Source organism: Hahella sp. NS-SX17, from assembly GCF_057367735.1.
The window spans coordinates 6,906,507-6,931,248 of sequence record NZ_CM170632.1 but is presented as its reverse complement, the minus strand read 5'-3'; the positions used below and the strand labels follow the sequence as shown (position 1 = coordinate 6,931,248).

Below are 24,742 nucleotides of genomic sequence, written 5' to 3'. Positions count from 1 at the left end.
CAAGTCCACACAAGATTAAGATTTCGGTGTGGCGATCATCGCCATTTTTTCGCTCGACATTGTTCTGAATTTTTCGTGTAACTCCTTGTTTTTAGGGTCTCTTGAAAGATCCTGATGAATTTTGTCAAAAGACCTGTCGAAATATTTTCTTTTGAGCACTAATAAACTTTCTTGCGCTCCCGCCTCAATTTCTTCCTCACTGAGAATGAATTCTAAAGAGTTGAACACATTGTTGAACCGGCGCTGCTGGTGTGGATCTATAGACAATTGATAGAGTAGGTCTTCCGTGGACTCGACTTTTTCTTTAAGCAGCCATTCCAGAAAATAAGTCAAGGCCTTTTCATCGTTCTGAGTAATCTCGTAATTCAAAGTATTGGAGATTTCTTTAGCCCAAGTCGGATTAATGTATAGGCCAAGGCATGCTCTGGCTGTGTTCCGGTTTGGCACGGGGATACGATCTTCACGGGCTTCCTCCCGGTTCTGAAATGAAAATCCTTTTTTGCCTTTCCAATCGCCTTTTTTCCACTCCCCGCCATTTTTGCCTTGGCGGTCTCCCCAGCGAGAAGAGCGTGTCAGTTCATTCAGGCGCTGGTAAAGAGCATCCTTTAGTACCGGCGCATTAATGACTTTTAGTGCTGTGCGGGCCTGAGTGGACAGTATGCCTTTGTTTTCCGCAATGGACAGGTCCAGACCTCGACTCATGGCCTGGAAAAAATACTCTGAAAGAGGTGTGGCGTTGGCGATGCGCTCGCGGAATGCATCCGCGCCTTCGTTCCTGACAAATGTGTCAGGGTCCTCGCCCTCCGGGAGAATCAAGAAGCTGACCTTATAGCCATCCTGAAACATGGGGAGCAAGTTATTAAGCGCCTTATCGGCAGCCGCCAAGCCGGCTTTGTCGCCATCGAAGCAGAAGACGATGTCCTGGCTGGTGTTCAATAGGTGGCTTAAATTATCCTCATTGGTGGCGGTCCCCATCGCCGCAACGGCGTTAACCACGCCAAACTGAGCGAGAGAAATGACATCAAGGTAACCTTCCACCACTATCAACTGATCCAGTTTGCGAGACTGCTTGCGTGCTTCCCACAATCCATATAACACATTGCTTTTGTGAAAGATGGGGGATTCCGGGCTGTTGATATATTTGCTGCGGTCGTTACCAAGCGTTCGGCCGCCGAAGGCGATAGTCCTGCCTCGGGTATCCCGGATGGGAAACATCAGGCGATTTTGGAACATATCGAAGCGATCTTGCTCTTTCTCTATCACCAGGCGGAGCGTGCTGAGCGCTTTGACCAGATTGCGGTCGCTGGAGCCGCTAAGGAATTGGCGCTGTGCAGGCGCATACCCTATCCCATAAAGTTCAGCCATTTCGGAAGAAATACCGCGTCGCTTTAAGTAATCCTGAGCGATGGCGCGTTGCGGGTGACTTCCAAGTGCTTTGCGGAATGCTGTATCTGCGTGTGACGATGCGTCGTACAGCGATCGGTTCTGGCTGATCTTTTGCTCTGCTGCTTTATCTCTAGGCACCTCTACGCCACAACGTCTCGCTAATTGCTCTACTGCTTCGTTAAAGGAAAGGTGTTCTGTTTCCTTGATAAAGTTGATGGCGTCGCCATGAGCGCCGCAACCATAGCAGTGGTAGTGGGCGGGGTGATTTTCGTTGTAAACGTGAAACGAGGGAGACTTTTCGTCGTGAAAAGGGCAGCGACCTAGATAAGTTGCGCCTGTTTTCTTTAGATTTACCCGTTCAGCTACAAGGCTTGCGAGATCAACCCGAGAGAGTAAGTCGTCGACGAATGCTTGAGGAATTAGACCGGCCATGACTTTAATCTATTAAGTAAGAAAGTCTAGTTGCAGGGAGCGCCTGCAACCACTCTGACCTAACGAAGGCCTGATACAGGCCGACGTGATATAGAGAAACGAACTGGGTGATTAAGGTAATTGCAGTAGCAATCAGGACAAAGCTTTTTTAACTTTCTGCCCAATGACCGCCATATCTGCGCGGCCCTGAACTTGCGGTTTCAGGATCGCCATCACCTTGCCCATGTCACGTATCAACTCCGCGCCTGATTCGCTTACCGCAGTTTGGATAAGCTGATCAAGTTCTTCTTCGCTGAGCGCTTCAGGTAAAAACTCCTGAATGACGTCCAACTCAAGCTGCTCTTTGGCGACCAGGTCGTCCCGGCCAGCGGCTGAGAACTGGGTAATGGAGTCTTTGCGTTGCTTCGCCATCTTATCCAGAACTTCGAGAATGCGAGCATCATCAATTTCAATGCGCTCGTCCACTTCGATACGCTTAATGTCAGCCAAAATCAAGCGAATAGCTCCAAGGCGGTCTTTCTCCTTGTTGCGCATGGCTGATTTCATAGCGTCAGTTAAGTTGTCTTTCAATGACATGATCGATTCGTCTCTGTCCGTATTGGATAGTATGAGCGTTTAGAACTGGGAAATATAAAGGCTTGTAAAAATCTTAATAACGCCGATAACCCAGTCTCAATAATATTAAGACTAGGTCAATGCGGGCGTAATTCGATTAATACAGGCGCTCGAAACGTCTCTGTTCGCGCTGAACTTTCTTCGCGTGACGTTTTACAGCAGCAGCCAACTTGCGCTTTCTTTCGGAGGTTGGCTTTTCGTAGAACTCGCGACGACGCACTTCTGAAAGGATTCCTGCCTTTTCGCATGAACGCTTAAAGCGGCGAAGGGCAACGTCAAATGGCTCGTTCTCTTTAATTTTTACGGAAGGCATATCCCCTCTCTATGATCTGTAAAAACCGAATCGGTTAAAATTGTGTCAACACAAATAGGGCGCGCATTGTAATCCCGATAGGTTGCCCTTGTAAAGGTGTTGGGTTGTATAAATTCTAACAAACCTGCTCGAGCGGCGCCTGATTTAACGGCGATTTGGATTGGAATAGTTGTCACGATGGCTATAAGATGCCCGGCTCGGGCGGGAGCGCCTTTGTGGCCGGCGCTTAAGAGCGTCTTGGAAAATGTTGCGAAGGTCATTTACGGTGATTTGATGAAGGTGAAACAGAAAATGTTGGTACTGGGCATTGAAACATCCTGTGATGAAACCGGAATTGCGTTGTATGACGGCGAGCGAGGGTTACTGGCTCATACGCTGTATAGCCAGATCAAACTGCATGCTGATTATGGCGGTGTGGTGCCGGAGCTAGCCTCTCGCGATCACGTACGTAAAGTGATTCCCTTGATCGAAGATGTACTGGCTCAGGCGGGAGTCGCTAAAAGCGACGTTGACGCCATTGCTTATACGGCTGGTCCAGGTTTGGTCGGTGCGTTGATGGTAGGAGGCGCTATTGCGTCGGCGCTGGCGTATGCTTTGGATATTCCCACTATTGGCGTTCACCACATGGAAGGTCATTTGCTGGCTCCGATGCTGGAGGAAAATCCGCCGGAGTTTCCTTTCGTTGCGCTCTTAGTCTCTGGAGGGCACACGCAGTTAGTGCGTGTTGATGGGGTTGGCGAATACGAGCTTCTGGGAGAATCTGTGGACGATGCTGCAGGTGAGGCCTTTGATAAAGTAGCCAAGATGCTTGGCCTGGATTATCCAGGAGGGCCACAAGTCGCCAAGTTAGCGGAGCAAGGAAATCTGAAGCGATTTAAGTTTCCCCGTCCGATGACGGATCGTCCAGGGTTGGACTTCAGCTTTAGTGGTCTCAAGACTTTTACGTTGAATACACTGCAAGAATCTGCAGTCGACGGTGGGGTTGATGATACGTTAAGGGCGGATGTCGCCGCCTGTTTTCAGGAGGCGGTAGTGGAGACAATGGTGATCAAGTGTCGCCGGGCGCTCAAGCAAACCGGGCTCAAGCGCTTGATTATGGCCGGGGGAGTCAGCGCCAACCGTCGCTTGCGGGAGAAGTTGCAGCAGATGGTCAAAGGAGAGAGGGCCCAAGTGTATTACGCGAGGCCGGAGTTCTGTACGGATAACGGAGCCATGATCGCCTACGCCGGTTATCAACGTTTAGCGGCCGGGCAGCGGGGAAGCCTTAGCGTTACGGCTACGCCGCGTTGGCCACTGGTGGAGTTGCCGTCAATAAAAGCTCAAAGTTGAAAAGGCTAAAGCGAGCGCTCTTTTCCCTTGGCTAGATTGATGATGTTTTCTCGGTGACGGATCAAAATAAACAGCGCAAGGATGAGGAACAATGCGAGATGCTCTGGATTAAGTCGCCACGCTACCCAGGGCGCAATGAGCGCTGCGGATAGTGATGCCAGGGAGGAGATGCGTTTCCAGTATGCGATAGCCGTCCACACCAGCGCCAGCGCGAGGGTTGTTTGCCAAGCCAGGGCTAATCCCGCTCCCAGTACCGTGGCGACGCCTTTACCTCCCTTAAAATGATGGAGTGCTGGCAGCATATGGCCGACAATCGCCGCGATGGCAGTGACGCCTTGTTCATATGGTGAGAGTCCCAACATCGCGGCGAGGGTGACGGCCGCGGCTCCTTTGGTTGCATCCCAGAGCAGAGTGAGCAGAGCGGGAAGGGGGCCGCCGAGGCGGTAAATATTGGTTGCGCCGGGGTTGCCTGAGCCCGCTTCAGTAGGGTCGGGCAGTTGGAAGTAACGGCATACCCAATAGGCGCCCATGACGGAGCCGAGCAGGTAGGCGATGGAAGTCGCCATAAGAAGTTGAAAAGGATGCTCCATTAGATCCCTGCGGCTTAAAATAGATTTGATTGCGTAGATTATGAGCCATAATAGAGGCTGCTTGTCTACACCCCTTTGGTCGCTGAGAGTGTTTATCCTCTGGCGTAAAAGATGGCGCGTGTGCTTGAGTCATGGATACAGTACTAATCGAAGGTTTACAGGTGGACGCCATAATTGGCGTTTACGAATTTGAGAAAGGCTATCAGCAGCGGCTGTTTGTTGATTTGGAATTGGGGTGCGATATTTCCGGCGCTGCACGTGAGGATAATCTTAGCCTCACCCTGAATTATGCGGCGGTCAGCGAGCGTTTGCGTGAGTATGCCGCAGCCAGCCGCTTTCAGTTAATTGAAACTCTGGCGGAGCGGTTTGCGGAATTATTGCAGAGAGAGTTTGGCACGCCATGGTTGCGTTTGACGATCCGAAAGCCTGGCGCTGTCGCGGAAGCGCGTAGCGTAGGGGTGAGAATAGAAAGAGGAGCCCGCAAGAGTGGTTAAAGTGGTTGTTGGTATTGGCAGCAATATCGACCCAGAAAAGAATGTTGCCCTGGCGCTGGATGCGCTGGACGCGCACTTTCAGAATTTGCGCTTATCGCCAGTTTATGAGTCGGAAGCTATTGGGTTTGCAGGCGATGCTTTTATTAATTTGGTGGCTGAGTTTTACACCGAGGAGCCGGTTGGAGCAGTTCAGCGCACCCTGAAGCAGATTGAAGCAAGCAGTGGGCGTACGGGGATGGAGTCCAAGCACTCTGGGCGAACGCTCGATATCGATATTCTGACCTACGGGGATGTAGTGGGAGAAGTGGAAGGCATTTTGCTGCCTCGCGGTGAAATTACCGAGAATGCATATGTCTTACTACCCTTGGCCGAGCTAGCGCCGCATGAGAGCCATCCCGTTTTGAAAATCACCTATGCAGAGTTATGGAAACAGTATGATCGCGCCCAGCAACTTCACAGAGTTGCCTTCAGCTGGCGCGATCAGACCTTCTAGCTGGGACCGGGAGAACTAGCTCCCGGAACCGTTGGCTTTGCGAAACTTGTCAACCAGCGCTGCGCTGGACGGATCAAGCGCATCTGTCGACGCCCCTGTGTCCAGAAGCATCGGCAATATGCTGTCGCTGAGTTGTTTGCCCAGCTCTACGCCCCACTGATCAAATGAGTTCAAATTCCAGATGACTCCCTGCACAAAAACTTTTTGCTCATACAGAGCGATTAGCGCACCGAGAGTTTGAGGATTGATCTCATCCATTACCAGCGTATTACTGGGACGGTTGCCAGGGATGACTTTATGAGGGGCCAGTTCATCAGCTCGCTCTGCAGACATGCCTGCATCGAGTAATTCCCGACGCGCCTTTTCCAATGATTTACCGCACATCAGCGCCTGACTTTGCGCGAAGCAGTTGGATGCCAGCATAGCGTGGTGGCGCCCTGCAGGCTTGTGAGTTTTCAGAGGCAATATAAAGTCAGCAGGCGTCCAGCGCGTGCCTTGATGGAGCAATTGATGGTATGCATGCTGGCCGTTTGTGCCTGCGCCGCCCCAGATAATGGGGCCGGTAGCGTAGTCGACGCCGACTCCGGCGCGATTGACGCCTTTGCCATTGCTTTCCATATCTACTTGCTGCAGGTGGGCTGGCAGATTTTCCAGAGTCTGGTCGTAAGGCAATATGACGTAGCTGTCCGCTCCCAGGAAATTGTGATACCAGACCCCGAGCATGCCCATCAATACTGGCATATTTTGCTCAAGCGGCGCCGTTCTGAAATGCTTGTCCATCGATTCTGCGCCAGCGAGAAGTTCTCTAAAGGCCTTCATGCCCACCTGTAACGCAATGGGCAAACCGATGGCGGACCATAGAGAATAGCGTCCGCCCACCCAATCCCACATAGGGAAGACGTTTTCTGCATCGATGCCGAAGTCGCGGGCCTTTTGCACATTGCTGGAAACGGCGACAAAGTGCTTGCTCAAGCCTGATTCAGAGCCGCCCTCGCGCAAATACCATTCGCGAGCGGTCATAGAGTTCGCCAGCGTTTCCTGTGTGGTGAAAGACTTGGATTGAATGATGAACAGCGTGGTCTCGGGATTCAGGTTTTCCAGCGTGTAAGCGACGTCTGATCCGTCGACATTAGAGACAAAATGGCAGCGAATGTTTTCCTGCCAGTAAGGGCGTAGCGCTTCTACCGCGACGCGAGGTCCCAAATAAGAGCCGCCGATGCCGATACTGACGATATCATTGATCGGCTTTCCGCTATAACCTAGCCATTCACCGCGGTGGACTTTGCTGACGAACTGCTCCATTTGCGCCAATGCGCTGCGGATTTCCGGCTTGATGTCTTGGCCGCCCACCAGCACAGGCGCATCAGTACTGTCACGCAGTGCGGTATGGAGGACCGCGCGTCCTTCCGTATGGTTGATAGGTTCGCCAGCGAACATGGCGTCGATGGCCTTTTTCATTCCAGCGGCGTCCGCCAGCGCCATCAGTTTTTCCAGAGTGGCGGCGTTTGCTCTGTTTTTTGAGTAGTCCAGAGTAAGCTCCGCTGCACTGAGGGAGTAGCGCTGGACTCTGGAAGAGTCATTATGAAAGTAATCCAGGATATGATCGTTGGAGGTATCCACAGCATGTTGCTGCAACGCCTGCCAACATTCTTTGGCTTTATCGTTAAGCGTTTGAGGCGTGTCTTGCATTGTTTTGAATTTCCTTGGGATTGATGAAGGATATCAACCTAGGTGAACGCTGATGTTGTCGATAAGCCTTGTCGCTCCGAGATAGGCCGCCGCAAGTATCGTGATGGCGTTGTCGCTGGCCGCCGCCGGAGACAGGGTGTCGCTGTTCACAATATTGAAGTAGTCAGGAACGAAACCGGCTTTTGTCAGTTTATTGTTGGCTTCTGCGCTTATCGTGGGGAAATCCTTGTCGCCCTTTTCAATCTGCTCCGCAGTTTCCTGCAGGAGCTTGTACAGCAATGGCGCCGTTTGACGTTGTTCGGCGGAAAGATAGCCATTGCGTGAACTCATCGCCAGACCGTCCGTTTCCCTAAGGGTAGGACCGCTCTCGATGATAATGGGGAGGTACAGGTCGCGGGTCATTTTGCGGATAACCGCCAATTGCTGAAAATCTTTTTCACCGAATACCGCGACATCCGGCTGCACCATATTGAATAGCATGGAGACAACGGTCGTCACACCGGTAAAGTGGCCTGGGCGACTGGCTCCGCAATGAAGTTCGCTCAGCGCCGGCGCGATGACTTTGGTATGGCGTTCCAGGCCCTCCGGGTACAGTTGATTCACTTCTGGAATAAATAAAAGGTGGTTGCCGGCGGCGACCAGTTTTTCTTTGTCCGCATCCAGCGTCCGAGGGTATTTGTCCAGGTCTTCATTGGCCCCGAATTGAAGCGGGTTGACAAAAATGGACGTCACCACGTAATCGCACATCTCTTTGGCTTGTTTGACAAGGCTGACGTGCCCTGCGTGCAAATTACCCATGGTGGGCACAAGTCCGATGCGTTTCCCTTGCGTACGCTGCTGCCGGATTGCGGCGCGCAGGTCTTTAACCCTGTGAATGGTGATCATATGTTGAAGCTGTGCTCCTCCGCCGGAAATGCGCCGCTTTTAACGGCCTCCACATAACTTTTAAATGCTGCCTGTATCGAGTCGGAGTGGGCCAGGAAGTTTTTGACGAACTTGGGTTTTCTGCCTGAACCAACCCCCAGCAGGTCGTGCATGACCAGTACCTGCCCGTCAGTGTAAGGGCCTGCCCCGATGCCCACGACTGGCGCGCTGACTGCTTCGGTCAGCTTTTTGGCGAGCTTTGTGGGCACGCATTCAAGCAACAATATATCAGCGCCCGCCTGCTCCAGAGCTTTGGCGTCATCCAGCATTGCTTGCGCCTGACTTTCTTCTTTGCCTTGCACTTTATAGCCGCCGAATTTGTTGACGGACTGAGGGGTGAGACCTAAATGGGCGCATACCGGGACGCCTTGACGGGAGAGGTGAGTGATGGCGTCACAGAGCCAGGCTCCGCCTTCCAGTTTCACCATGTGCGCGCCAGCTTGCATGAGCTGTTTGGCGTTGGTCATAGCCTGTTCAGGGTCGCCATATGTCATAAAAGGCATATCAGCGATAATGAACGCTTTGCGTGCGCCCCGTTTTACTGCCGCTGTGTGATAAACCATGTCTTCCAGGCGAACTGGGACCGTGCTGTCATGACCCTGCAAAACCATACCGAGGGAATCGCCGACTAGTATCACCTCAACGCCGGCCTGGTCCATTTCATAGGCGAAGGTGGCGTCATAGGCGGTCATTACCGCGAATTTTTCGGAGTTCTTTTTGAGGTCCAGGAGGGTGCTCAGAGTGATGGACATGCAATCATCCTGTACTGTTGGAGGCAATAGACTAAATGGAAACCTGGTGTGAATAAAGTCCCGGATGCGTTGAGGCGATGTTTCGCCTTACTCAATACGCTCAATGCCGTCTTGCGGCAATGTCTTTAGCAGAACGGATACCGGCCCTACGCCCGGGATAGTGCAGTGTGGCGCAATTTCAGCCAGGGGGAATATAACGAAGTTGCGTTCGTGCATTGCGTAGTGAGGCACGGTCAGCACGTCGCTGCCGATGCTCTGTTCGCCAAATAACAGCAAATCTAGATCCAGAGTTCTGGGGCTCCAGCGTTCGCCTTGGCGTACGCGGCCTTGATTGTTCTCGATCGCCTGTAGCTCTCGCAGCAGGGCAAGAGGTTCCAGACTGGTTTCCAGTTGCGTGACGGCGTTGACATACCAGGGCTGGTCAGGCGCGCCGAGCGGCGCGCTGCGATACAGGCTGGACGTCTGCAGCAACCGGACGCCGGATATATCTTCTAATGCACTTAGGGCGTGGCGCAGCTGTTGCTCAGGTTGGCTTAGGTTGCTACCCAAACCGACGTAGCAGATTGTCATTGCGAGGGCGCACTGTTGTTGGTGCGACGCGGGCGTCTGCGTGGACGTCTGCGTCCGCCTGAGCCATCCCGTTTTGGGCCTTGCTGTTGCAATTTGCTGCGACCCTGGTCATCGGCTTCCTGATAGCGCGTCCACCACTCGCCAAGTCCTTGCAGGTCTTCGCCGCTTTGTTCGCGTAAGACCAGGAAGTCGTAGGCGGCGCGAAAGCGAGGGTGTTCCACCAGGCCCTGTAGGCGCTTGCTTTGTTTACGTGGAAGGCGTAGCTGCAACTCCCAGATTTCACGCATAGGCTGACTGAAACGCTTAGGCAGCGCAGTGTGCTTGACCTGCTGCGCCAGCACTTTGTCAATTGCCTTGTGCATCGCCTGCATGGGAGGCAGGCCGTCGTCTTGATAGCGCTGCTGCAGTTTTTGCATTGGCGACCACAACATGGCTGCGTATAAAAATGCTGGAGTTACCGGTTTGTCCTGGGCGATTCGCTTATCCGTGTTGCGCAGCGCCTGCAGAATTAGTTTTTCCGCATGGGGGTGTTCATCCTCCAATAGGCGGTCAGTTTCTGGGAACAGAAACTTGAATAAGTCGAACTGGCGCAATATTTCGAATGTGCGTACGGCTTTGCCGGATAAGAAAAGCTTCAACACTTCTTCAAACAAGCGAGCAGAGGGAATATTGAGCAACAAGGGGCCCAGTTCCAGGATGGGGCTGGCGGTGCGCTCTTCAATTGAAAAATCCAGCTTTGCGGCGAATCGGGCGGCGCGCAGCATGCGCACTGGATCTTCTCGGTAACGTGTTTCCGGATCGCCGATCAGGCGCAGAACCCGATGTTCGATATCTTCGATGCCGCCTGCGTAATCATAAATACTGAAATCTCTGACGCAGTAATAAAGCGCATTCACGGTGAAGTCGCGACGCAACGCATCTTCTTCCTGGTTGCCATAGACATTGTCGCGCAGTATCTGGCCTGAGTCGCTGGTGACGGCGTCGCCGTCGTCTTCTCCCGCATTTTGATGGCCAGCGCGGAATGTGGCGACTTCTATAATCTCGCGGCCGAAGCGCACATGTGCGAGACGGAAACGGCGCCCTATCAGGCGACAGTTATTGAATTGCTCGCGGACCTGTTCAGGCGTTGCGCTTGTGGCGACGTCAAAGTCTTTGGGCTGGCCGCCCAATAACAGGTCGCGGACGCCTCCTCCGACCAAAAATGCGTCATAGTTGGCGCTATTTAGGCGATAAAGGACTTTCAACGCCGCAGGGCTGATCTGCTTGCGTGAGACTATATGGCTGTCGCGGGGGATGATTCGCAGTTTCAAAGGTTTTGCGCCGGCTTCTTTGCGTCCCGGTTTTATCAGGCCCATTAACTTTTTCAGCATGACGATCTTGTATCTATCAATACCAATGATTTCGAGGGCCGGAGTGTACTCTTTTGTAACGGATATTGCGACAGCAAAAGCCGTGCCTCATAAGCTGAGGAATGTTGGCGAAAGGCGCTCAGACCCTATATGCATTAAGCATAGCGTTGATAGAGCATTAGTCGACAAAAGACGGAAATTTAAGGAGAAATTACGTGGGAGAGGAGAATAACTAAGGGGAAAGCAATGTTGCTTTCCCCCACTGAGAAGAAGGTTAGACGATTTTTTGTTTTTATTTTTGTCTTGGTCCCAAACGATTTGTCGCTCCACAATTAGAGCCTAGAGGATTAGTTACAAACGGAACGCTTTGAATACTTCGAGTGATAATAGGGATTAGGATAGTGTTGTTTACGTCTAGAATGTCCACTGTCGTGGTTCTTCTTAATGCTAGACACCCTACCCATACCTTGAAATACCACTAAAAAGCTCGGCATCCAAAACAATCAGTTCGCCACCCATATTTTTATTTTTGTTCTGGGTTGTTCTTTTTGTTCACTCTGCTTTTTTATTTTTATTTGTGCAGTTCGGTGCATTTTTATTTTTATTTTGCACTGTAAGAGAGCATGGGGCGTGCCAGAAAATTAAAAAAACATTATAAAACAGCAATATAGATGGTGGTGATCAAAAGTAATACGTGTTTTTGCTTACCTGAGTGTTACCAATGCCCACTGAAAGGGCATGACGGTGTTCCCCAAAGTAACGCCTGGTAACAACTCAACCTCGGTTGGTGTTACAAAGCAGGGCGCGAAGCGCATTTAGGATGTTTTTTAATCAAAATTATGGTCCACATTAGTGAATATGCAAGTCAACTTCGCGTAACAGTTTAAGGTTGTGAGCAATAAGTGCGCGTGATCGTCTGAAAATCGATCAGTAAGAAGCGAATTGGGGCGTGAAAAAGGAGTGTGGGGGGAGTTGCAGCCCGGATGAACCGGGCTGGCTGGGAAAAGTGTTACTTTGCGCTTTTTTTGGTGCGTGGAATGCCCAAACGTTGACGGCGCTCCCACAAACTTTTTCGGCTTATGCCTAATTTGCGGGCCAGTTCGGTTTCGCTCATGGTGTCCTGATTTTCCAGTACAAAATGCTGGAAATAGTCTTCCAATGACAAGTCCGTACCTTTATCCGCGCCTTTGGAGTTGGCGGGGTTGTCCATGTTTAGCATGCCCTCCGGGATATCGAGCTCGCCTTCGAGATCAATCGCCAGCAGATCTTTACCGATGTGGTCGCTGTCGGAGAGGATGACGGCGCGCTCTACGGCGTTTTCCATTTCTCGCACGTTACCTGGCCACTGATAGCGGCGGATGAGCGTGAGCGCCTCTTTGTCGAACTTAAGATTAGGCTTATCCATGCGCTCACCCATTTTGATGAGTAACATTTTGGCCAGTCCTATGACATCGTCTTCCCGGTCGCGCAGCGGCGGGATGCGAAGCTGCATGACGTTGAGTCGATAGAACAAGTCTTCCCGAAATTCGCCCACTTTGGTCATTGCTTTGAGATTACGGTGAGTCGCAGCGATAAGGCGCACGTCCACCCTTTTGGATTGTGTAGAGCCGACTCGACGAATTTCGCCTTCCTGCAACACCCTTAACAGGCGCGCCTGAGCTTCCAGAGGCAGCTCGCCGATTTCGTCGAGAAACAGCGTTCCGCCATCCGCAGCTTCAATAAGTCCGCTACGCGCCCCCACTGCGCCGGTAAAAGCGCCTTTCTCATGGCCGAACAGTTCAGATTCTATAAGAGTCTCTGGAATCGCTGCGCAGTTTACACAGATAAGGGCGCCTTCCCTTCGCCGGCTTAATAAGTGTAGCGCGCGCGCCGCCAGTTCTTTGCCGGTTCCTGATTCTCCCTGGATCAGTACGGTAGTGTCTGTGGGGGCGACTTTGCCTATCAAGTCAAACAGCTTCAGCATTTCTGTGCATTCGCCGAACATCAGGTCATTGATGTCCGTGCGCGCCGCGGCGGCTTCTGCTTCGAGCTTGGGTGGAGAAGGTTTGGCGGGCCGCCGATCAAGAATGGACTTGATCGACGCCAGCATCTCGTCGTGGTCAAAAGGTTTGGCGATGTAGTCCACCGCGCCAAGTTTCATGGAGTCCACGGCGGAGCGCAGACTGGCGTAGCTGGTCATGATCAGGACGGGAGCTTCAGTCGCCTGAATCAAATCGGTGCCGGGACGACCTGGCAGTCGTAGATCGGAAATAATTAAATCCGGCTTGCTTTGCTCCGCCACTTCCAGGGCGCGATCAACGGAATCAGCTTCGGCGACGGCGTAACCGTTATGCTGTAAGAGTCGCGTCAGGGCGGAGCGGATAATGCTCTCGTCTTCTACAATCAAGATTAAAGCCATAGCTTAAGTTTCCGTTAACTCTGCTGAGGTACTTTCTGTGTCGGACTGGTAAGCCGGTAGCTCGATAGTGACCCGGGTTCCTTTGCCGGATTCTTTATCCGCCGGACTTTCTATCCGAATGTGGCCGTAGTGCTCTTCTATAATGCTGTACACCAGAGACAGCCCCAGTCCAGTGCCCTTGTCGGGGCCTTTGGTGGTATAGAAGGGCTCGAACAGGTGATCGATCTGGTCGCCGCTGATGCCGCTGCCTTCGTCCACCACTTCGACGTGAATGGAGTATTGATGCTGCGTGGCTCTCACCCAGATTCTGCTGGAAGCCTCCGATGCGTCGCGGGCGTTGCTGAGCAAGTTGACGAACACTTGCACAAGACGTTGCCCGTCGCCCATTACCTTTAACGTTTCGTCAACTTCATCAACATAGAGCACCTGTGGCTCTTTAGTGGATAAGGAGAGTAAGTGTATCGCTTCGTTGACGCAACGTTTTAACTCTGTCGGCCCATGTTGGGCGGATTGGGTGTAGTTGCCGGAGCGGGCGAAATTCATCAGGGTCTGCAAAATGCGAGAAACACGCTGAGTCTGGACGATAATATGGCCGGCCGCTTCCAGCACTTCTTCGTTGCTGGTCATTAGTTTGAGGTTCTGGGCGAGGCAGGCGATGCCCGTCACCGGGTTGCCAATTTCGTGAGCAACTCCTGCAGCGAGACGTCCTACAGATGCAAGGCGCTCGCTGTGGACCAACTCATCCTCCAATAATTGGGTCTCCGTATAATCTTCCAGCAGCAGTACTTGCCCGGCGCCGGAGGCCCCATCGCTATCAATCGCGGCTTTGTGCAGGTTGAACCAGTGCGGAGAGCCATTAATGTCCAGGCGCTTTTTGGAGACATGACGTTCTTCCGCGTTGGCGAAACTGAACATCAGCGTGGACCAGGGCTTCGCGATGGCGCTGATATGCGAACCGATGACTTGCGGAGCGGGTATGCCGGTCAGTTGCTCCATGGCGTGATTCCACATCAGCACCTCAAGGTCCGCGCCTAAAGAGCAGGTGGCGATCGGCAGGTTCTGCAGCGTCTGACGGTGGTATCGGCGTAAAGTGTCCAGTTCGCCAGCGAGCCCGCTAAGGCGGTTGTGATACTCCTCAAGCTTACTTTCAACGAAGTAGATGTCCTGGGCTGGCGCGATACTGGTCGCGGGTTTGAAGCTCAGGCTCTGCTTGACGATGTCCTGTGCGAGGGCCGGGCCCAGCAGTCCTGACAGGTTCGCTTCAATCTGATCGCGCAGCCTGCGTAGCGCATAGGGACGGTACTCGACCTCGTGCAACTGCAACTGCGCGAGGGCGTGATTAACTTCCCTTTCAGCAGCTTGACGGCCGAGAGACTCAGTCAGGAAATCCTTAAACTGCTCGGAACTGGTGGCGACCAATTCGCGCCGGGATGGACGCATCAACGTATCGACGGAGCAGGCCTGGGCGGAGCGCGCCTCAGCCTGGGACGCTTCAGTAAAGAGGCTGACCATCACGAAAACAAAGATATTCAGCGTTAGTGACGCCATCACATAATAGTGCCAATCGTCAGGATTGAAGCTATAGCTGTCGCGCCAGGGATTGACGGCGAATACGTCTACGCCAAAAAGTATTGGTAATGGCATGGTGACGAACCAGAGGCTGACGCCAGCGCACAAACCGCTGATGAAGCCATTACGATTGCCCAGTGGCCAATAAATGACCGCCATCACGCCGGGCAGCAGCTGCAGACCGGCGGAAAAAGCCAGAATGCCCAGCTCGGAGAGGGAGAATCTGTTGTCTAAAAACAGAGAGAACAGATAGCCGGAGCCGAGGATAAACAGGATTAACCCCCGCCTCACCCAAGTCAGCCAAGAATAAATGTTGCCGCGGGACAGAGGTTGATACACAGGTAAGATGACGTGGTTTAGCATCATCGAAGCCAGCGCCAGGCAGGTCACGATCAACAGGCCGCTGGCGGCGGTCAGACCGCCGAGGAAGGCGACAATGCTGATCCAGGGAGCATTAAGCACTTGCCCGAGGCCAAGAATGAAAAACTCTGGCGTGGTTGGGACAGAGAGTTTGATGCCCGCCCACATGAAAATGGGAATCGGCAGACTCATCAGGAGCAGGTAAACCGGCAATCCCCAGCTCGCCTTGTAGAGCGCTGTGGGATTCAGGTTTTCGGTAAAGGTGACATGAAACATGTGCGGCATCACCAATGCGGACGCGAAGAAAATCAGCAGCATCGCCCGCCATGGGCCCTCTTCCAGATGACGCTCCATGGCGCTGATGCGTTGCGCGTTCTCTTGCAGCCAGTTATTAACTTCGCTAAAGCCGCCAAATACCTGATAGGCGATCAATATGGCCAGAGCCAAGATAATCACCAGCTTGAGACCGCCTTCCAGAGCGATAGCCACGATCAGGCTGGGATGTCTTTCCGCGCGAGTTTGCCCCCGGGCGCCGAAAAAGATAGCGAAGAAAATAATCATGGCGCAGAACAGCAGGCTCACGATCCGCGTATCATCAGAGGGCGCGAGCACATGCAGAGAATTGTCGAGCGCCTGAAACTGCAGCGCCAATAACGCCAACGAAGCAAAGCTGATGAAGAGCGTGCTTATGGTGCCGGCCGCCTGACTGCGGTAACGGAAGGTGAACAGGTCCGCCACTGAGGATAGCTGATAGGACTTGGTGACTCTCAGAACTGGAATCAAGAGCACCGGCGCAAGGAGAAAAGCGCCGCAAACGCCCAGGTAGAAAGCCAGGAACCCGTAACCAAATTCGTAAGCCAGTCCGACAGAGCCGTAAAACGCCCATGCGCTGGCGTAGACGCCGAGAGATAACACATAAGTCGCGGGATGACGGACCCAGCGTAAAGGAATCCAGCCGCGCTCGGTGATGTAGGCCAGCCCAAACAATGCGCCCAAATATAAAGCGCCGTAGGCGAGGAGGCTCCAGGCGCTAAAATTCATTCGGGCCCCGCTTACGCTCCAGCCAGTACGCGACGATGATTAGCAAAAACCAGATGATGTAAGGCCTGTACCAGGCGCTGCCCGGAGCTATCCACCAGTCCATGATCACTGGTGAAAAAATATAGACGCCTAAAATCAGCAGAAACACCAAGCGATAAATATACATAGACCGCGTTACCAAAATACCCGGAAGACTAGGTTTGTCCATGTTACTGGAGGAAACGGGCGCATGCAAAATACCTTTTTAGCTTGCCAATTAGTTGTTTTCGCGCACTTATTAACTAATAGCAAGCAAAAACAGGGTAACAGCATTTTAGTGCTTTATACGCCTAAGATGTCTGGCATGGGCACATCTCGTAATCCACGAATTTCATCGCGCGACCAGTTCAGCGTTAGGAATTTCAGAAGGTCCTGAGGGGTCTCCACCTGCTTTAGCTCGGTTGTATCGAGTCGCAGAGCCGCGGCGGCTGAGCGGAGGTTGGTCATAATCTGCCGGTGATTAAGCCCTGGCGCCAGGTTTTGTTTGCTGAGCTTGGCGCCGGAAGCGTCGACGACGACCGGGAAATGCCCGACTAGCGGTTGCTGTCTTCCCAAGGCGCTATAAATCTGGTTTTGCAAAGGGGTGGAGTCGAGCAGGTCGGAGCCGCGAATGATATGGCTGATATTCTGAGCTAAATCGTCACACACGACCGCCAGCTGGTAGGAAAAAAAGCCTTCTTTTCGTTGAATGACAAAGTCATCGATTTCCCCATGCAGACGATAGGGGACGACACCCTGAATCAAGTCAGTAAAGCTGCATTCAGCGTCTACTACGACAAAACGGTGGGCATGCTCGACGTCAGTATTCGTCTGGCGCAGGCGACAAGCGTCCAGATGGTGGCCATTGCGCTCTGACAATTCTTTGCGGCTGCAAGGGCATGGGTAGGCTCGCCCGCTTGAGAGCAGTTTCATCAATAGATCTTTGTATAAAGGCGTTCGACGGGACTGGTAGATAACCTGTTCGTCCCACTGCAGGCCATGGGCTTCGAGTGTTCGCAGGATGTTGTCAGCGGCGCCGGGGATTTCCCGTAATGGGTCGATGTCTTCAATACGCACAAGCCAGACGCCTTGGTTGCTGCGTGCGTCAAGATAACTGGCCAGCGCGCCAACCAGTGAGCCGAAGTGAAGAGGGCCGGTAGGAGAGGGCGCGAAACGCCCTCGATAGATATCCGAAGAGACTGCCAGCATTGAGTGCGCGGGCGAGGCCGGGTTAGATGCCGGTTTGCTTTTCCCTGATTTCCGCCAGCGTTTTGCAATCAATGCACAGAGTCGCTGTCGGGCGGGCTTCAAGACGGCGAATGCCGATTTCTACGCCGCAGGATTCACAGAAACCGTAATCTTCCCGATCAATCTGATCGATAGTCTGGTCAATCTTTTTGATCAGCTTACGCTCTCTGTCACGAGTACGTAGTTCCAAGCTGAATTCTTCTTCCTGAGTGGCTCTATCGCTGGGGTCTGCGTAGTTGGCCGCATCTTCCTGCATATGGTGCATAGTGCGGTCTACTTCTTCCATGAGCTCTTGTTTCCAGTCCAGCAGGATTTTTTTGAAATGCTCCAGCTGAGGAGGGCTCATGTATTCTTCGTTTTCACCAATTTCATAAGGAGTGAAATTAGTGAACTTACCAGCGCTACCCGCTTTTTCATTTGGCATATCTTCTGCCTCGTCTAGTCACTTCTCAATACCAAGTAGTGTAGGCTTAAGCCCGCACTGGACTCATATTTGCTAATATTCGCGATTTGTCAGGATTTAAGCGAGCGAAACATAGCAGATTACTGATCTGATCGCCAACCCTTATTTATTTCAAAGTAGTCCAATTTAAAGCGATTGCTATTTTCGTGATTTATCCGTGCAGATAAGGAGTCATATTTTGAAAATCGATATTGTTCCAACTCCGGGGCGACTGCTGAAACGTTACAAACGGTTTCTGGCGGATATTCAGCTTCCTGATGGTAACGAGTTGACGATTCACTGCCCCAATACTGGTGCGATGACCGGGTGCGCCGAGCCGGGAAGCCTGGTTTATTTCAGTGACTCAGGCAATCCCGCCCGTAAGTACCGCCACACTTGGGAGTTGGTGGAGACCTCCGCCGGGGAGTTTGCCTGCGTGAATACGGCGCGTCCGAATCAACTGGTGGGGGAGGCGATTGATGTTGGCGTGATCAAGGAGTTGCAGGGATATCCCAATAAAAAAGCGGAAGTAAAGTTTGGCGATCAGAACAGTCGGGCTGACTGGATGCTATTTGGCTCCACTGAACTGCCTGATTGTTATGTGGAAGTGAAAAACGTCACGCTTTGTCTGAACGGGAGAGGATATTTTCCCGATGCGGTTAGCGTGAGGGGACAAAAACATTTAGAGGAGCTGATGTCTGTCGTGCGAAACGGAAAGCGGGCGGCATTGGTGTTTTGCGTTAACCATAGCGGTATCACTGCGGTGAGCCCTGCGGCTCATATCGACGTCCGCTACGGCTCCTTGCTGGAAGAGGCTATGGAATATGGCGTGGAAGTGTTGGCGTATAAGTCGAAGATTACGCCAGGAGAGATGAGTGTGACTCAAAAACTGGATGTGATCCCATTTGATCCAGAGGCTCTGTAAAAACAGCGTCAGTCAGGCAGATAAAAGCGCCATTCATTGCCGTCATACTCTATTTCCAGCCTCTGCAAGGACTGACCCAGGCAGGGGCCGCTGATGCATTCGCCTGAGTGAACCAGGAATAAGGCCCCATGGGTTGCGCAGTGAATAAATTGTCGAGCGTGATCAAGAAACTGGTCTGGCATCCATTCCAGTTCAATGCCCAGATGGGGGCATTGGTTCAGGTAGGCGTAAAGGTTGCTGCGTTGCTTGACCACAAACAGGCTGCGCCCGTCTAACTGGAAGCCGCGGCTTTCGTTATCCGCCAGCTGCTCCAGTTCCTGCGCAGGGACAGCGCCAAGTAGACTCCGCAACGCCATGAACTCGGCTAGAGTGCGGCGGAATCGCCAGTCAGGCGGCGGTTCAGGTCGTTGATAGTCCGAGCCATAGTTTCCAGTAAGTGGAAGCAGGTTTCCGGGTGGGCGTGAATCAGACTGACAAACTGAGTTTTTGGCACCGCCATGACCGTGCATGTATTGCCCGCCACAACGGTGGCGTTGCGAGGGGCGTTGGTCAATGCGGCGATGGCTCCGAAAATTTCCCCTTCATGCACTTCTCCAACTTCCTGTTCGTCGATAAAGACTTTCGCGTCGCCCTTCATCATGGTGTAGACGTTATCCGCTTCTTCTCCTTGACGTATAATCACGTCGCCCGGTTTGTAGCGAGTAAAACCAGCTTGAGGGCGGTGTTGTTCCTTGCTGATATCGCCATAAGAGTGACTGAAAAGCGTCATCAGGCCGACGACATAGCTTTGCCATGTATTGGCGATTTGCTGATTTTCTTTTAGCAACTCTTGAAAGGCCACGGGAGAGAAGCAGTCCAATTGCACTGGATCTTCGCATACATAGCTGACGGTCGCGGCCTTTATGCCGCCCTCAATTCCGGCGACGTCTCCCGGTTGCAGAATGTAAGCGACGCGATTGTCCATGACGGCGGAAAGCATCCCGCGTCTCACCAGGCATAAATGACCGCGCGGAATGCGCCTGAAAAGCTCTGTGCCGGGATATAGCTCAATATTATTCGGGCTCGGGGGAAGTAATCTTTGCAAGCTGCGCGCGGAGCTGTTTACGTATTCGAGTAAGCCTTCAACGGAGGCTACATGTTCGCCAAGTAAAAACATAGGTCCGATTCCGGTTTAACGACGGTAGCGTAGGCGCGTGCCATGGGTGACAGACATAACAATTTCATCAGGAGAGAGGTCTTCTGGAAAGTAGCAGCCCGATATTTTGGTGCTGGCGATGCTGGCCCCCTCCAAATCAGCCTTGCGGAAATCGATGCCGCGCAAGTCTGCTCCACGAAAGTATGCGCCCTTGAGGTCCAGGCCCGACGCGTCAAGGCCGCGCAAATCCAGGCCGCGAAAGTCGCATAGTTCAAAGCTAGGAACAGGGGATGACTGTTTCTGCTTATTGAACTCGTCGACTTTCTCAGAACGAAGCAGTTTATATAGAGGGTGATCTATTATCTTGACCCGTTCCATTGAGCTGCACCTCCGGAAACAATTCTGCGGCTAGGCGGATAAGGCCGGCCTGAGTAAATGCTAATCGGGAAGCCGTTATTATAACGGCGCATAATCGCAGTATAGACAGAGGTTTAAGTCAAGTCATGTAGTGTTCCGTAACAAAACGGAACGTGAAAACGACGTAATTGCAATAGACGTGGAGTGAGAAGGCGCAGCTTAAGCTGCGCCGAGGCGTTGCACCAGTTTTTCGGTCAGAGTATGGATGTCCTCGGAGCTGTCTGTCGCGACGACCAAAACGTGAGGCAGTTCATCTTCCTGGAATGGCTCATCCCGGGTCAGTTGTTTGTGCATGACCTCTACATCGGCTTCAGCGGGATCGTCATTCTTTTCCTTGCGACGGTTCAGGCGGCGCTCGATCTCATCCAATGGAACGCGGCAGTCCACCACAGCGAATGGAACGCCTTCTTCTTCCGCCACTTTTTCCATCTGCAGTCGCTGATCGTAGCGAAGGAATGTCGCGTCGATGATAACCGCCGCTCCGCAGTGCAGAAGGGCGCGAGCGGTGTCGGATAGATGGGCGTAGGTCTTAATGGATGCGTCTTTGTTATAGATGCCCTGATCGCTGCCGGATGCGCCTGTGTTGTCGAGATGGGAGAAGCCGAACAGGCGCTTGCGCTCCACATCCGAGCGCAGGCGAATAGCGCTCAAACGTTCCAGCAGGCGTGATGTGATGGTGGATTTGCCTGTGCCTGACACCCCGTGGGTAATGAGTAGAAATCGTGCTGGCACGTCCATATAGCTTTCTGCTAAATCCAGGTATTTGCGATATTTACGCACCTGCTCCGCTTTGGCTTCTTCACTTAGTCCTGGCGCGCCAAGCGTAAACAGAGCCACTTTGCATCGCACCATTGCGCGATATGACTTATAGAATGGCAGCAGCTCAGCGCCAGCGTAATCACCAGTGATTTCCAAGTACTTATTGAGAAAACGATAGGACAGATCTTTCATGCCCCGGTCTTCCAGATCCATCATCAGGAAAGCGAGGTCGTTGTATACGTCCGTCCAGCGAAAGTCCTCGTTAAACTCAATGCAGTCAAAAAGGGTGACTTTGTTCTCGAACAGGGTCACGTTGCCAAGGTGCACATCGCCATGACATTCGCGTACGAAACCGTTGTCTTTGCGTGACTGCAGAAACGCGCGCAGGCGCTCATAAGTGCTTTGCGCCCAGCCTTCTATATATTCCAGCTGCCGTAGCTCTGCTGTGTCTGTCAGCATCGGACGGACCTGGTCGAAATTCTGCTGTACGGGGGCGAAGACTTGCTCTGGGTCGCCGAATTCACTGCTGTTGTCAGCGACAGCGGATTGTTGCATGTGGAAATCCGCCAACTGCTGGCTTAGCGCGTCCAAATAGCGCGGCAGCTTTTCTGAATCATTGGGGAGCATGCTGAGCAGGTCATTAGGGTTGAACTGCTTCATTTTGACTGCGTATTCGATTACCTCTCCTTCGCCATCAATGGATGGCTCCGCCTCAGCGCCGGTGATTGCGACCAGCCCTTGATAAATGTCCGGGGCGAGACGGCGGTTGAGTCTCAGTTCTTCCTCGCAATAGAAACGGCGTCGCTCCAAATTAGTGAAGTTTAGGAAACCGAAGTCCATGGGTTTCTTGATTTTATAGGCGTAGGGGCCGGTCAGAATGACCCAGGAAATGTGTGTTTCGACCAGTTGAATCTCTGTGACGGGGTGTCCATAGACTGCAGGATTCCGCAGCGCCTTGATTAAGCTCTCGCTCACGCGTCGCTCCTTCTTATTTAATATTGCGAGGGTTTCATGCCACTGACTGCTGAAATTGGTTATGATAACCGCCGCGACCGCCCGAAAAACAATCATCTGGCGCACATAAAACGTCCTGAAACAACGCGTTTCAACGAGAATAAAAGGCAGCCGCGCCAGCAGACTAGAGCTTAAACCATCTACATTCCCATGTCGAAACCTAAAACAGCCCGCAAGCCTGCCAATAAGCGGCCCGGCAAGAAAAAGACAGCACCAAAAAGACGCATCCTTTCAATCCTTTTCAAAGTGACTTTGGTCCTCTCCGTATTACTGGTGATTTGGACAATTTATCTGGATGCGACGGTAAGAGAAAAGTTCGAAGGCAAACGCTGGCAGTTACCCGCCCAGGTGTTCGCACGGCCCATGGAGTTCTTCCCAGGCCAGAACTACACCCGGGGACAGGTAGAGGAGGAACTGAAGACTCTGGGGTATCGGCGTACGGACCGTCCCGGACAACCAGGGACCTACTCCATGTCATCGAGCGCGCTGGAAGTGTACAGTCGTTCGTTCAAGTATCCTGACGGGGACCAGAAAGCGCAGAAATTCCGCCTGGATTTCGATGGGCAAGGCGTCAGCCGCGTTAGCGCGGGTGGAACGGATACAAACTGGGCCAGATTAGAGCCGGTGCTTATTGGCGGCATTTATCCCGCACAGCATGAAGACCGTTTGCTGGTAAACCTTAAAGAAGTACCGGAGAGCCTGAAAAAAGCGCTGGTGACGGTGGAGGATAAGAACTTCTACTCCCACTATGGCGTATCGCCTCTATCGATAATGCGGGCGACCTGGGTGAATATTCGCGCTGGGCGTGTCGTGCAAGGCGGCAGCACGCTGACGCAGCAGTTGGTTAAGAATTTTTACCTGTCCAGCGATCAGACCATTTGGCGCAAGTTCAACGAGGCCATCATGGCCTTGTTGCTGGAATGGCATTACGAGAAAGATGAGATTCTGGAGGCCTACTGCAATGAAATTTTCCTGGGCCAGGCTGGCGCACGCGCTATTCACGGCTTTGGAATGGCCAGCCAGTTCTACTTTGGCGTGCCGGTGCAGGATTTGACGCCGGAAAAATCCGCGTTATTGGTTGCGATTGTCAAAGGCGCTTCCTATTACAACCCGCGTAAACATCCTGAGCGCGCGCAGAAACGCCGTGATTTGGTGTTGCAGATGATGGCGGATGGCGGGGTGATATCAAATGAACAAAGCATCGGCTTTAAAAATCGCCCGTTGGGTGTGGTGGCGCAACCGCGATACTCCGACAGCCTGTATCCTGCTTTTATGGACCTGGTTCGTCAGCAGCTGGATAAAGACTATCGCGAAGAGGACCTGCAATCTGAGGGACTGCGCATTTTTACGACTCTTGATCCGCTGGTTCAAACTCAGGCTGAGTCTGCGCTCAGTAAAACGGTCAAGGGATTGGAGCGCAATAAGGCTAATCAAGGGCTGCAAGGCGCTGTAGTGACTACAGCTTTGGATAGTGGCGAGGTGGTGGCTTTAGTCGGCGGAAAGGATGCGCAGTTTGCAGGTTTTAATCGGGCGTTAGAGGCAAAACGGCAAATTGGCTCTTTGATTAAGCCGGTCATTGCGTTGACGGCTTTGCAGGATAAAGATAAGTACACGCTGGCGACGCCGATCAAAGATGAAGCGTTTTCTATCAAGTTTGAGAACGGCGATGTCTGGGCTCCACAGAACTATGACAAACAAACGCACGGGGAAGTGAGCCTGCAGCATGCGCTGGCGCACTCCTTGAACTTGGCCAATGTGCGGCTCGGTCTGGAACTCGGTGTGCCAGCGGTGTTGGATCAAGTGCGTAAGTTGGGAGTGGAGACGAGCGCCGCGCCTTATCCATCTGTGCTGCTGGGGGCGTTAAACCTGACGCCGCTTCAGGTCGCTCACCTGTACCAAAACCTTGCTTCTACTGGGTTTGATACGCCTCTGCGCGCCATTCGCGCGGTGACCAAACCCGATGGTGAATTGCTGACAAGATATCCCTTTGATACTCATCAGGTTGTTGATCCCGCCGCAACTTATTTGCTCCAATACGCGATGTTCGACGTCATGCGTGAGGGAACAGGGCGACGCGTGTATCAGCGTTTTCCTGAAGACTATTCGGTGGCGGGAAAGACGGGCACGACGGACGACTATCGCGACAGCTGGTTTGTCGGCTTTAATGGGCAATACCAGACCACTGTGTGGCTGGGTAAGGATGACAACAGCGTGACCCGACTGACAGGGGCTTCCGGCGCGTTGGAAGTCTGGATGAATCTGTATCAGCGTCTGCCTCAGGTATCCTTTGTGCCCACCACGCCGGAAACGGTCGAGTGGGTGTGGGTCGACGGCTCTACAGGCAAGAAGTCGGCGGAAGGTTGCGATGGCGCTGTCGCTATGCCTTTCCAACGTGGCAGCGCGCCTGTTGAGGAAGTCGTGTGCGTCGGACGCGATAACGCACTGCAGCGTTGGCTGCGTAGCTGGTGGGATGGTTAATA

Annotated in this window: 23 protein-coding genes; 5 read left to right on the top strand and 18 right to left on the bottom strand. The window is 52.7% G+C overall.

The features are described from left to right. Positions 1-15 precede the first annotated feature (15 nt). The 3 genes from dnaG to rpsU form a co-directional block, all read right to left on the bottom strand. A complete protein-coding gene (gene dnaG / locus AC2IBB_RS31140) occupies positions 16-1,818 on the bottom strand; it encodes a DNA primase (RefSeq protein ID WP_486330520.1) in 1,803 nt (600 codons plus the stop codon). Positions 1,819-1,950: 132 nt separating this feature from the next. Next, positions 1,951-2,394 (bottom strand): GatB/YqeY domain-containing protein, encoded by a 444-nt coding sequence (locus AC2IBB_RS31135; protein ID WP_486330519.1) that lies wholly within the window; start codon positions 2,392-2,394, stop codon positions 1,951-1,953. Between the two features lie 136 nt (positions 2,395-2,530). Further along, on the bottom strand, positions 2,531-2,746 hold the full coding sequence (gene rpsU / locus AC2IBB_RS31130; protein ID WP_011399974.1) for a 30S ribosomal protein S21: 216 nt from the start codon (positions 2,744-2,746) through the stop codon (positions 2,531-2,533). A gap of 291 nt (positions 2,747-3,037) precedes the next feature. Here rpsU and tsaD point away from each other — a divergent pair, with 291 nt between their 5' ends. After that, positions 3,038-4,075 (top strand): tRNA (adenosine(37)-N6)-threonylcarbamoyltransferase complex transferase subunit TsaD, encoded by a 1,038-nt coding sequence (tsaD, locus tag AC2IBB_RS31125; RefSeq protein WP_486330518.1) that lies wholly within the window; start codon positions 3,038-3,040, stop codon positions 4,073-4,075. Positions 4,076-4,080: 5 nt separating this feature from the next. Here the strand turns inward: tsaD and plsY are convergent, their stop codons facing one another. Further along, positions 4,081-4,665, bottom strand: a complete 585-nt coding sequence (plsY, locus tag AC2IBB_RS31120) for a glycerol-3-phosphate 1-O-acyltransferase PlsY (protein ID WP_486330517.1) — start codon at positions 4,663-4,665, stop codon at positions 4,081-4,083. 131 nt (positions 4,666-4,796) lie between these two features. On the opposite strand from plsY, the gene folB reads away from it, so the two are divergent. Beyond that, complete coding sequence (folB, locus tag AC2IBB_RS31115) at positions 4,797-5,159, top strand: dihydroneopterin aldolase (protein ID WP_486330516.1); 363 nt, start codon at positions 4,797-4,799, stop codon at positions 5,157-5,159. Next, a complete protein-coding gene (gene folK / locus AC2IBB_RS31110) occupies positions 5,152-5,652 on the top strand; it encodes a 2-amino-4-hydroxy-6-hydroxymethyldihydropteridine diphosphokinase (RefSeq protein WP_486330515.1) in 501 nt (166 codons plus the stop codon). The genes folB and folK (AC2IBB_RS31110) overlap by 8 nt, the downstream gene beginning before the upstream one ends. Positions 5,653-5,667: 15 nt before the next feature. On the opposite strand, the gene pgi is transcribed toward folK (AC2IBB_RS31110), so the two are convergent. The 10 genes from pgi to dksA form a co-directional block, all read right to left on the bottom strand. After that, on the bottom strand, positions 5,668-7,341 hold the full coding sequence (gene pgi, locus AC2IBB_RS31105) for a glucose-6-phosphate isomerase (protein WP_486330514.1): 1,674 nt from the start codon (positions 7,339-7,341) through the stop codon (positions 5,668-5,670). 33 nt (positions 7,342-7,374) lie between these two features. Then, the gene (panC, locus tag AC2IBB_RS31100; protein WP_486330513.1) at positions 7,375-8,226 is read right to left on the bottom strand and encodes a pantoate--beta-alanine ligase; all 852 of its coding nucleotides are present in this window, start codon (positions 8,224-8,226) and stop codon (positions 7,375-7,377) included. Further along, complete coding sequence (gene panB / locus AC2IBB_RS31095) at positions 8,223-9,017, bottom strand: 3-methyl-2-oxobutanoate hydroxymethyltransferase (RefSeq protein WP_486330512.1); 795 nt, start codon at positions 9,015-9,017, stop codon at positions 8,223-8,225. Before panB ends, panC begins: the two co-directional genes overlap by 4 nt. An 87-nt stretch (positions 9,018-9,104) precedes the next feature. After that, entirely contained in the window at positions 9,105-9,587 is a 483-nt protein-coding gene (gene folK, locus AC2IBB_RS31090) for a 2-amino-4-hydroxy-6-hydroxymethyldihydropteridine diphosphokinase (RefSeq protein WP_486330511.1), read from the bottom strand. After that, positions 9,584-10,957, bottom strand: a complete 1,374-nt coding sequence (pcnB, locus tag AC2IBB_RS31085) for a polynucleotide adenylyltransferase PcnB (RefSeq protein ID WP_486330510.1) — start codon at positions 10,955-10,957, stop codon at positions 9,584-9,586. Before pcnB ends, folK (AC2IBB_RS31090) begins: the two co-directional genes overlap by 4 nt. Positions 10,958-11,945: 988 nt before the next feature. Then, complete coding sequence (locus tag AC2IBB_RS31080; protein WP_486330509.1) at positions 11,946-13,334, bottom strand: sigma-54-dependent transcriptional regulator; 1,389 nt, start codon at positions 13,332-13,334, stop codon at positions 11,946-11,948. 3 nt (positions 13,335-13,337) lie between these two features. After that, positions 13,338-16,304 carry an ATP-binding protein gene (locus tag AC2IBB_RS31075; protein WP_486330508.1) on the bottom strand — a complete coding sequence of 989 codons (2,967 nt, stop codon included), beginning with the start codon at positions 16,302-16,304 and terminating at the stop codon, positions 13,338-13,340. After that, the gene (locus AC2IBB_RS31070; RefSeq protein ID WP_486330507.1) at positions 16,294-16,470 is read right to left on the bottom strand and encodes a hypothetical protein; all 177 of its coding nucleotides are present in this window, start codon (positions 16,468-16,470) and stop codon (positions 16,294-16,296) included. Before AC2IBB_RS31070 ends, AC2IBB_RS31075 begins: the two co-directional genes overlap by 11 nt. A gap of 155 nt (positions 16,471-16,625) precedes the next feature. Beyond that, positions 16,626-17,531, bottom strand: a complete 906-nt coding sequence (gene gluQRS, locus AC2IBB_RS31065) for a tRNA glutamyl-Q(34) synthetase GluQRS (protein ID WP_486330506.1) — start codon at positions 17,529-17,531, stop codon at positions 16,626-16,628. Positions 17,532-17,553: 22 nt separating this feature from the next. Then, positions 17,554-17,994: an RNA polymerase-binding protein DksA gene (dksA, locus tag AC2IBB_RS31060; protein ID WP_486330505.1), complete on the bottom strand. Its 441-nt coding sequence runs from the start codon at positions 17,992-17,994 to the stop codon at positions 17,554-17,556. Positions 17,995-18,211: 217 nt separating this feature from the next. Between dksA and sfsA the strand changes: the two genes are divergently transcribed. Further along, entirely contained in the window at positions 18,212-18,937 is a 726-nt protein-coding gene (sfsA, locus tag AC2IBB_RS31055) for a DNA/RNA nuclease SfsA (protein WP_486330504.1), read from the top strand. An 8-nt stretch (positions 18,938-18,945) separates the two neighbouring features. On the opposite strand, the gene AC2IBB_RS31050 is transcribed toward sfsA, so the two are convergent. The 4 genes from AC2IBB_RS31050 to AC2IBB_RS31035 form a co-directional block, all read right to left on the bottom strand. Continuing rightward, positions 18,946-19,293, bottom strand: a complete 348-nt coding sequence (locus AC2IBB_RS31050; RefSeq protein ID WP_486330503.1) for a Rieske (2Fe-2S) protein — start codon at positions 19,291-19,293, stop codon at positions 18,946-18,948. An 8-nt stretch (positions 19,294-19,301) separates the two neighbouring features. After that, entirely contained in the window at positions 19,302-19,916 is a 615-nt protein-coding gene (locus tag AC2IBB_RS31045) for a Crp/Fnr family transcriptional regulator (protein ID WP_486330502.1), read from the bottom strand. Between the two features lie 192 nt (positions 19,917-20,108). Further along, a complete protein-coding gene (locus AC2IBB_RS31040) occupies positions 20,109-20,450 on the bottom strand; it encodes a pentapeptide repeat-containing protein (RefSeq protein ID WP_486330501.1) in 342 nt (113 codons plus the stop codon). A 198-nt stretch (positions 20,451-20,648) separates the two neighbouring features. After that, the gene (locus AC2IBB_RS31035) at positions 20,649-22,223 is read right to left on the bottom strand and encodes a bifunctional aminoglycoside phosphotransferase/ATP-binding protein (RefSeq protein ID WP_486330500.1); all 1,575 of its coding nucleotides are present in this window, start codon (positions 22,221-22,223) and stop codon (positions 20,649-20,651) included. 312 nt (positions 22,224-22,535) lie between these two features. Here AC2IBB_RS31035 and mrcB point away from each other — a divergent pair, with 312 nt between their 5' ends. Continuing rightward, a complete protein-coding gene (gene mrcB / locus AC2IBB_RS31030) occupies positions 22,536-24,740 on the top strand; it encodes a penicillin-binding protein 1B (protein ID WP_486330499.1) in 2,205 nt (734 codons plus the stop codon). The last annotated feature ends 2 nt before the right edge of the window (positions 24,741-24,742 follow it).

Excerpts from the sequence above, each read along its gene's own strand:
- AC2IBB_RS31045 (WP_486330502.1), bottom strand. The coding sequence starts at position 19,916 with ATGCTTTCCGCCGTCATGGACAATCGCGTCGCTTACATTCTGCAACCG.
- AC2IBB_RS31050 (WP_486330503.1), bottom strand. The coding sequence starts at position 19,293 with ATGGCGTTGCGGAGTCTACTTGGCGCTGTCCCTGCGCAGGAACTGGAG.
- panC (WP_486330513.1), bottom strand. The coding sequence starts at position 8,226 with ATGATCACCATTCACAGGGTTAAAGACCTGCGCGCCGCAATCCGGCAG.
- folB (WP_486330516.1), top strand. The coding sequence starts at position 4,797 with ATGGATACAGTACTAATCGAAGGTTTACAGGTGGACGCCATAATTGGC.
- AC2IBB_RS31040 (WP_486330501.1), bottom strand. The coding sequence starts at position 20,450 with ATGGAACGGGTCAAGATAATAGATCACCCTCTATATAAACTGCTTCGT.
- tsaD (WP_486330518.1), top strand. The coding sequence starts at position 3,038 with ATGTTGGTACTGGGCATTGAAACATCCTGTGATGAAACCGGAATTGCG.
- dnaG (WP_486330520.1), bottom strand. The coding sequence starts at position 1,818 with ATGGCCGGTCTAATTCCTCAAGCATTCGTCGACGACTTACTCTCTCGG.
- pcnB (WP_486330510.1), bottom strand. The coding sequence starts at position 10,957 with ATGCTGAAAAAGTTAATGGGCCTGATAAAACCGGGACGCAAAGAAGCC.
- AC2IBB_RS31070 (WP_486330507.1), bottom strand. The coding sequence starts at position 16,470 with ATGTATATTTATCGCTTGGTGTTTCTGCTGATTTTAGGCGTCTATATT.
- plsY (WP_486330517.1), bottom strand. The coding sequence starts at position 4,665 with ATGGAGCATCCTTTTCAACTTCTTATGGCGACTTCCATCGCCTACCTG.
- AC2IBB_RS31135 (WP_486330519.1), bottom strand. The coding sequence starts at position 2,394 with ATGTCATTGAAAGACAACTTAACTGACGCTATGAAATCAGCCATGCGC.
- folK (WP_486330511.1), bottom strand. The coding sequence starts at position 9,587 with ATGACAATCTGCTACGTCGGTTTGGGTAGCAACCTAAGCCAACCTGAG.
- gluQRS (WP_486330506.1), bottom strand. The coding sequence starts at position 17,531 with ATGCTGGCAGTCTCTTCGGATATCTATCGAGGGCGTTTCGCGCCCTCT.
- pgi (WP_486330514.1), bottom strand. The coding sequence starts at position 7,341 with ATGCAAGACACGCCTCAAACGCTTAACGATAAAGCCAAAGAATGTTGG.
- dksA (WP_486330505.1), bottom strand. The coding sequence starts at position 17,994 with ATGCCAAATGAAAAAGCGGGTAGCGCTGGTAAGTTCACTAATTTCACT.
- AC2IBB_RS31080 (WP_486330509.1), bottom strand. The coding sequence starts at position 13,334 with ATGGCTTTAATCTTGATTGTAGAAGACGAGAGCATTATCCGCTCCGCC.
- AC2IBB_RS31075 (WP_486330508.1), bottom strand. The coding sequence starts at position 16,304 with ATGAATTTTAGCGCCTGGAGCCTCCTCGCCTACGGCGCTTTATATTTG.
- panB (WP_486330512.1), bottom strand. The coding sequence starts at position 9,017 with ATGTCCATCACTCTGAGCACCCTCCTGGACCTCAAAAAGAACTCCGAA.
- rpsU (WP_011399974.1), bottom strand. The coding sequence starts at position 2,746 with ATGCCTTCCGTAAAAATTAAAGAGAACGAGCCATTTGACGTTGCCCTT.